Source organism: Candidatus Anaplasma sp. TIGMIC (genome assembly GCF_028204095.1).
In the GTDB taxonomy this organism is placed as follows: Bacteria; Pseudomonadota; Alphaproteobacteria; order Rickettsiales; family Anaplasmataceae; genus Anaplasma.
Map to the genome: position 1 here is coordinate 1 of NZ_JAQLOH010000040.1, position 7,665 is coordinate 7,665.

Here is a 7,665-nt window from a genome sequence, read left to right on the forward strand (position 1 = left end):
ATAGCATACGCGTGAAATTTGTTCCCATGGCGTTTGCGCTACAAGATTACACTAAGCCTGGAATTCGCGTCGTAGTCTACAAGGGGGAAAAAATCGTGCAAAGGGAGTACATATTTCCCAGTATGAATACTCTCTACGAGATGTCAGATAATGCAGTGGCAAGGCGACTCAGAAGAGCAGTGAGTGCCAGGAACAATGAGCTGGAAACTAATATGTACAAAAGTATAAGCAAAGGCACAAAAAGTGTGGAGTATATTGCTGCCAGAAAGGATCATGTATGGAATTCCATATACTACAAAGGTCGTGCAGGCGAAGTTGAAGACAAGAAGGAAGATATGAAAAATGAGCTCGACGTATACGGAGCAACACACACATACACGGCTAGAAGGGGAGATGATGACAGTGTGTGTATTAAGTACTACGGTGCAAACAGCAAAGACAAAAGCTTGCCACTAGTTAGTACGTGTCTTCCCATTCCAGGTTTGGACTTGCCTACAATGTACGCGTTACCGGACGTACTTACCTCGAAGTTCTCCAACCCTTACTGTTTTAGTGCCAAGGCCAAGGAGAGAAATGGATCGCTGTGGCAGCACCTGAGCCTCAAGTATAGCACAGACAAGCGGGACAGGCAATGCATTGGCAAGATATTGAAACCCACGGACTTGTTTTATGGTGGTAATGCTGGTTTAAAGCGCTCCATCCCACAGGAGGATTGTTCATTGGGTAATACAAACAACAGAGGTTACAAAGCCGGTAAACGGTTTTTGGGGTATCAGGTATGGATGCATGAGGGTGTGCGTAAGGATTGGCTCCAGCATGGTATACTGCTTGATTATGCTCGATCCCTATGCCGGATAGCTAGCTTTCCCAGAGACAAGGGTGACGGCACAACGTCTTTGTCATCGGCATGTGTGTACTCCAACTCTTTGTACAGTTCTGTGCGGGTCTTTCCCGTCTCAAATCCTACAGCGAGCTATGGTATCGAAGATAGACAAAGCGGTGTGGTGTGCGCTGATGGCGTGTTGCATAGGGATATTGAGCTTGAAGTGATTAGTGAGTGTCGGGCTGGAGAAGAATGTGCCTCCAAAGTTATGCCTCCAGGTGTTATAGAGGGTATACTTGAGCGCAGTACCAGGTCGAGAGCCAACGCAAGCAGTAGTATGGAAGCGGTGGAGGGGGGTGAGTATACAACCGAGTCGCGATCCAGGAGGTATACTAGCTTTAGAGTTAGAAAAAAGCCGAAAGCCCTTCGCAGATACGTAATTGTGAATAACGGTGGAATAAACAGACGAATCCGGTGTGACGACAAGTACTCAATAGACCTGCATTCTGTGAGCCAAGAGGTGTTGGATCAGTCACAAGTAAGTAACAACAAATTTGTCTTTCCGAAGTCATATCTGGAAAACAGTGTAAGAAGCGATAGTGAAGACCTGTGTAATAGCTCCGGAAGCAACATAGTGTACTACTATGAGGGTGGAGGGTTTGTTGCGAATAATACGGGACTGGAAGCATGTGGGAATCCTGTAGAAGAGTACTACGCTCCGGACAAGAAGGTAGTTGGTTGCGAGTATGACTACATTAGAACCGACAATTACGAGCCGTTTTTGCCTGGAGTAAGTGCCGCATTGCAGGTAGCAGCGCTTCCGGTTAGCGCATATGAGCAGGGCTTATGCGTTGATGGTTTTGAGAAAAGTTGGTTTCGCCCCGATTACCACACTGCGATTACTTCTGTGGACGGCTCGTGGGGCCTTGTAGGAGCTGGTACACAACCGTGTTGTTATTGGAAATCCGTTGACATTACCCGTGCGAAGACCAAGCAGGAGCGAAACGTGTATAGATATATGCTACAGCGCGGTGCGAAAAGTGCAGAGGATTCCAGCGTGTGCACGCTGTACCGAGTCGAGATGTGGGGAGGAGGTGAATCTGCTGCAACAACAGAGCCAGGTATCCAACGGTCAGGGAGGCCTGGACAATACACTATGGTTCTGCTTGACTACAGCAAATTGCAGGGCAAAAGTGCTGAGTATATTGAAAGAGCTAAAGTTAACGGAAACAGGCAGTCCGTTGAGTACCTTGTGTCCTCGGTAAACGGAGCAGACTCGCATTCCCTAGTATTTATGATTGGTGAAGGTGGTAAACAGGGACAGAAGGGTGATGATACCGTTCTCAGATTGTGTAAGGATGACTTTTGGGTGGTACATAAACAACGTCTTGGCGAAGTATTACCGTGGGGTAGTGTATTTAGCGACAGCCAGACAATGCATCACGGCACTGCAAAATCTTACCCAGGGAATGACTCATGTTATGAAATAGCAAAAGCAGTTGGTGGGGGTAGCAAAAAGGCAGGTGAGCTGCAGTACGACATCGCTAAGGATGTTGTTGTGTACTACAAAACCATAATTGGCGACGTATTGCAGGGAGATGGTAGTGCGCAGGGTCTTTTAGAGAGTGGCAGTGCTATGTTTACAAAGTTTCCGTTGGAAATGAATCTTGGCATAAAGACTAACGGGAACAGCGGAGGTGATCCAATAGAAGAAGTAATGGCTAATCGCAGGTTTTTTGAAGGTAGAAGCTTGCCCAGGGAATTTTGTAAGTATAAGCAAGATCGCGACAGTAAATCTTGGGATGGAGCTAATTTAGGGGTCTTTATTCCGGGCATGGGTGGATGTTGGGATGATGAGGGGAATAGACCTGGCGTCGGTGAGAATGGTGCTGTTATGATAACGTGCGAACGTTGGGTAAAAAGCAACTCTTAATCTGGTGAGAAGTAGAAATTTAGTGCGGTGGTTTTGTTTATTTATGCAGTAAAAGACTTTCCAACACATGTTTTGTGGAATATCTTGCGATGGGCAAGTGTGTAGAATGTCTTATTTTCTATCCGAGAGTTCCGGGTAATATATCCTAACATGAGGTTTGGTTTACTGTAGTGGCGCGAGTTGCGTAGTAAAGTCGCAGGTCTGTATGGTCAGTATTCTCTGTCTTAACAGAACTGTAAGGTTTTTACATTAGTAGGGGCAAATTTTTTGTGTATACATTATGCCCCAGTACGTAAAAGCGGTTGCGATTGTATTGGCTATTGTTGCTGGTTCGGCTAGATCCGTTTTGCTATTCGCGAATAGCGCACAAATCACTGAAGATATCTACGAGAAGCGGAGTAAGGAAATCCACGCGTGGAGGCAAAGCTTGCCGGCAGCTATGCAGCGCTACGTGGTGACATATTGTGTTGACAAAATGTGTCATAACATTACTCCTGGCCAGAGTTTTTGGATTCCAAAGTCGTTCGATATACGCAGTGGACATACATGGGTAAGAAGGGGTATGTCACAGAATGCTGATCTAAAGCCCCAGCTATGGCATGCTCCTCCCCATAAAAAATACTGTATGTCGGCATATATCGATGCGGTTACGGGAAGAGCATGTAACTGTCTTGCAGAGAAATGCTATTCGCACATAAGTGCGACTTCATCGCAAGTCGCAAATTGTGTCCATAGGGTTTGCCATCCCAGGATTTCCGGCGAGGAGCCGTTGTTTTGTAGCGCCATGCTTCCCAGGACTCAAGTAAAATTTGTCCCGATAACATTTCGTGGGCAAAGCTATTTTACCCCGGGTATCCGAGTTTTGTTCACGCAGGAAGTGGAAGATGCGAAGAAAGCACGCACATTACCTATGGCCAAGAACATATATCTTGATTATGGTGCTGGGCAAGTGAGAAAAGTGGAGCATTTCTATATCAATGGAGATATCTACGAAATTGTTGTGGAGAGACAAGAGGGGCAAGATCTGATATGTGGCACTTACATGTCAATGGGCAAATCCGTGGTAAGCAGCTGCGTGCCAACGCCGTCTCTCAGGATACCACGAGTGTACCACTCACCGCATGACCCTAGAACCATAACAGCCGTATTTCACGGATGCAGCAAGGTACAAGACTGCACATTTAGATTGCGTGTAGGTGAGGAAAGCACCCGTTTTGTGGGTTTGCAAGCGGTTATTCCAAGTTTTAACCATGAGTACTCCATGAAGCAATATGCTGTATGTCCGCAGCACTCACACATTGACCAGCCAACAGTCGATGCGATGCGGAAGGGTACCGTCCTGTGCCAGGATGGTACCAGAGGCAAAATCAAATACATGACAGGTAGCAGTAATCTTATATGTTTGCACCTGAAACACAGATTTTTTCCAGAGATGATAGTGGATAAAAATGTGGAGTTGTTTCTCCGTCAAGAAGACGCATCAAGTGGGACTACCACTGGAGTGCACGCCATACAATGTGATGTCTGTGGTGAGCATTTGGCGGAATCGCATGTTTTGTTTCGTGATAATCGAGGCCGGCTGGATACCGCTAGATATAGCGAGCTCGCTATGGAGTCAATAAATGCAGCGAACGACAATTCTGGTAACACTATGCATAGGGCACCGGAGGTTCTTGGCGCACTGATACACAAAAAGGTACAGATGTTGGATTCGGACCGGCGTAGGCTTATTAGTGACCCATGCGCTGGCATATCAGATATATCATTGCATGAGCAACAAATATTGCTAGATAAGATACAGCACGTAGGTCTGGGTGTTGTATTCATATCTAGTGATGACATGAGGAAGTATAGCAGCAAGAATCTTGCAGGTTCAACGTGCTCTGATCAGGAGAAAGTTATGTTCCGCTATTCAGAGGCTTTTGATGACGACCTAAGAGAAAAACTGCAGACTGAATCACTAGCAGAAGCGCAAGATCAGGGATTGTGTGTAGTAGCGAGTAATGCAATTTTACGTGCAACTCCTGATGTTTATACATACAGGGGTAAGCCAAATAAGCACAATTCCAAGCAGTATAGTTACACGAAGAGAGGTCTGTTTGTAGGATGTGATCTATTTAAAGTAGAAATAATTGGAGCAACATCCGGTATTGTAATCGAGGCAATTTTCAAAAATAATCGCAGGAGTAAAGGTGTGGATATTGCCTTTCTTCTTGGTAAGGGTAGCAATGACCCCAGCGGCGTTACCATATGTCCTGGCGGCACAGAGACCAACGAGAATACTGATTCAGTGGCACAGGGATGCGTTGGCGTTATAGAGGAATACGGGAGTGGGATACTAAACCATAGCAAGGGAATGATAGCCAGCCCTATAGAATTGATTTCAATGGGTAATGTACAAAAGCTTTATGGGCGTCCTAGTCCTGAGGGAGAGGTGGTTGTCACTTGTATTCAGTAGCGGATCCGGCGGACATGTTGAGTGCTTTCTGCTGCTACCAGGTGTAGTGATCAGGCCCTCTTCATTGCATACACCGACCTTTGTTTTGTGGGGCGCTATGACCAATCTGCACCACATCGGGAATATTGAGGTAAAAAACATCTCCCGCATTATGTACATGTGCAGCATCACTCAATTTGCGATACTGTGCACTATGCCGAGTGACCACTTTGCGGGGCGGTGCCGTGTTAAGGTAACTGTTGTTTTTATGTCCTTCTAGAGTATGCGATGAAATCGGCGCAGGTGTGGCACCGTGTTTACTACCACTACTCCCCAAACGCATGAACGCAGGACCCAGCTGGAGGATTATAGCCCATGCATTGATGATGAAGCTTTAAGTACTTGCTCACACTCAGCGTTTAGGGGTTCGATTCTCGGAACTATTCTGTGAAGGATGCGGCGACAATGCGGCAGCTGCGCTTACATTACCTTAGGAAAACAGATTACTGGAATGGTTACGCTATTCGAACACCGGCGGTTTACCATGTCCTGTTTATTGCTGTTCTGTGAATGGGAGCGGGGTTTTGCCGCTTCGCCAAATGCGTGTCATGCAAGAGTGTGCTTTTTTTCTGGAGAATAGGAAAAACTTTGTGGACCAACATTACGGATGTTACTTGGTCTACGGAAAATTTTTTGATAAGTCCACGTACAGTTACGGTGTACACACGATGAGCTCACTGCAGCAACGCAGCGCAGCCAGTATTAGCGCGTACGAAACAATGTCAGAACAGCAACGAGTTTACGTGCCCCATTTTTCTCTTTTTTCTCGGAGCTTTACCATACAGTGAAACACAGCTACGCGAATCCGCGTACACAGCAGGATCTATGGCGTTATCGCTGAATACGTTTTTCATTGTGCAGGGGACTAGTAAATGCACCTCTCTCAGAGGTAATCCACAAGCAATTCGTACTAACTGTTCAAATTGGCTTATGTTGCAGGAGTCTAAACTCCAGTGACCGGAGTTGTGAGGACGGGGCGCGATCTCATTTACTAGTAGCTTACCATCGACAGTTACGAAGAACTCAACTGCAAGTATGCCAACAAGGTTTAGCGATTTTGCAATTGAAAGAGCTACATTCTGTACTTCTACACACAGGCTTTCCGAAATTATTGCAGGTACAGAGGACTCAACCAGTACTCCATCTACATGAGTATTATGAGCGATTGGGAAGAAAGTATACGCGCCATCTTTACCGATAGCCACTATAACCGATAGCTCCTCTTTTAGGTCCACCAGTTTTTCGAGTATGTAACCTTGCTCGAAACGCAAATGAGACAAACTATGCGCATCATTGTGTGTCCTGAGCACATACTGCCCCTTCCCGTCATATCCATGTTCGGCAGTTTTCAGTACCGCAGGCATTCCAACAACGTCGAGAGCAACACACAGTTCCTCAAAATTACTGATGACAGAGAATTTTGATACGGCAACTCCCAAACTCTCCACATGCTTTTTTTCACGGATCCTATTCTGTGCCACATATAAGGCCGTATCACCAGGATACACAGGTATTGTCTGCTGCAGACTATAAATTGAATCTATTGGTATATTCTCGAACTCGATAATCGCAAAATCCACAATTGAAGAGAACTCTCGCAATTTATCTTCGTCGCTGAAACTCCCAATCACACAAGAGTTCGTTACAAAGGTAGCGGGATCCTGCTCACTTTCCGCAAACACGCACGTTTTGTAACCAAGTTTTGATGCTGCGAGGGACAACATCCTACCCAGCTGCCCCCCTCCAATGATACCCACTCGAACATTGTCAGGAGTGTCGCATACGTAACGATCTTGCATGTGATAGAAATTGATGTGGAGACGAAAAACAACTATAATGCATTATAGGTCTGGGAGATAGGTTCTGCAATTATGAACTTCCGAGTATGAGGGCATTTCCCCGGCATAGGACTTATGGGGGTGCCGTGCTGTGATAGTAATGGAGTGTGGCAATGTTGACGGGCTGATCGAGGTCGAAGTTACCCCGAGCTATTTGGAAGAGCATTCCATGCCCCACGAGAATTGCTATATATGGTTGTACAGCGTTAGGATCAACAATAAGAGTAGTTCTACTATTCAGCTCCTTAAACGCAGCTGGAAGATCATAGATTCGAAGGGGACAGTAAACGAGGGAAGTGGCGCGGGTGTTGCAGGTAGCCAGCCAGTGCTCCGTCCAGGCACGTTTTTTGAGTACACGAGTGGTACATGTCTGAGTACGCCGTCGGGCGTAATGAATGGTTGGTATCAGTTTGTTGATGAGGACAAGGCTCAGGTTTTCTATATTGACGTTCCAGCAATATCGCTGGATAGCCCCTACGATAGCGTGCGGTTGCATTAGTTGTTGCGCTTTGGTTTCCAAAATACTTTTACTGCCAACTTCGGTGTGGCGTTGATAGTGTGGACTTCGGCCAGT

General features: G+C 46.2%; 3 protein-coding genes and 1 pseudogene. 3 read left to right on the plus strand and 1 reads right to left on the minus strand.

The features are described from left to right. Positions 1–2,756 (plus strand): annotated as a pseudogene (locus PGW94_RS04090) (hypothetical protein); the annotation flags it as partial. Positions 2,757–3,036: 280 nt separating this feature from the next. Next, on the plus strand, positions 3,037–5,214 hold the full coding sequence (locus PGW94_RS04095; protein WP_271758903.1) for a hypothetical protein: 2,178 nt from the start codon (positions 3,037–3,039) through the stop codon (positions 5,212–5,214). A gap of 761 nt (positions 5,215–5,975) precedes the next feature. On the opposite strand, the gene PGW94_RS04100 is transcribed toward PGW94_RS04095, so the two are convergent. Continuing rightward, positions 5,976–7,052 (minus strand): 5-(carboxyamino)imidazole ribonucleotide synthase, encoded by a 1,077-nt coding sequence (locus tag PGW94_RS04100; protein ID WP_271758905.1) that lies wholly within the window; start codon positions 7,050–7,052, stop codon positions 5,976–5,978. Between the two features lie 139 nt (positions 7,053–7,191). Here PGW94_RS04100 and apaG point away from each other — a divergent pair, with 139 nt between their 5' ends. Further along, complete coding sequence (apaG, locus tag PGW94_RS04105; RefSeq protein WP_271758907.1) at positions 7,192–7,590, plus strand: Co2+/Mg2+ efflux protein ApaG; 399 nt, start codon at positions 7,192–7,194, stop codon at positions 7,588–7,590. The last annotated feature ends 75 nt before the right edge of the window (positions 7,591–7,665 follow it).

Excerpts from the sequence above, each read along its gene's own strand:
- PGW94_RS04095 (WP_271758903.1), top strand. The coding sequence starts at position 3,037 with ATGCCCCAGTACGTAAAAGCGGTTGCGATTGTATTGGCTATTGTTGCT.
- apaG (WP_271758907.1), top strand. The coding sequence starts at position 7,192 with ATGGAGTGTGGCAATGTTGACGGGCTGATCGAGGTCGAAGTTACCCCG.
- PGW94_RS04100 (WP_271758905.1), bottom strand. The coding sequence starts at position 7,052 with ATGCAAGATCGTTACGTATGCGACACTCCTGACAATGTTCGAGTGGGT.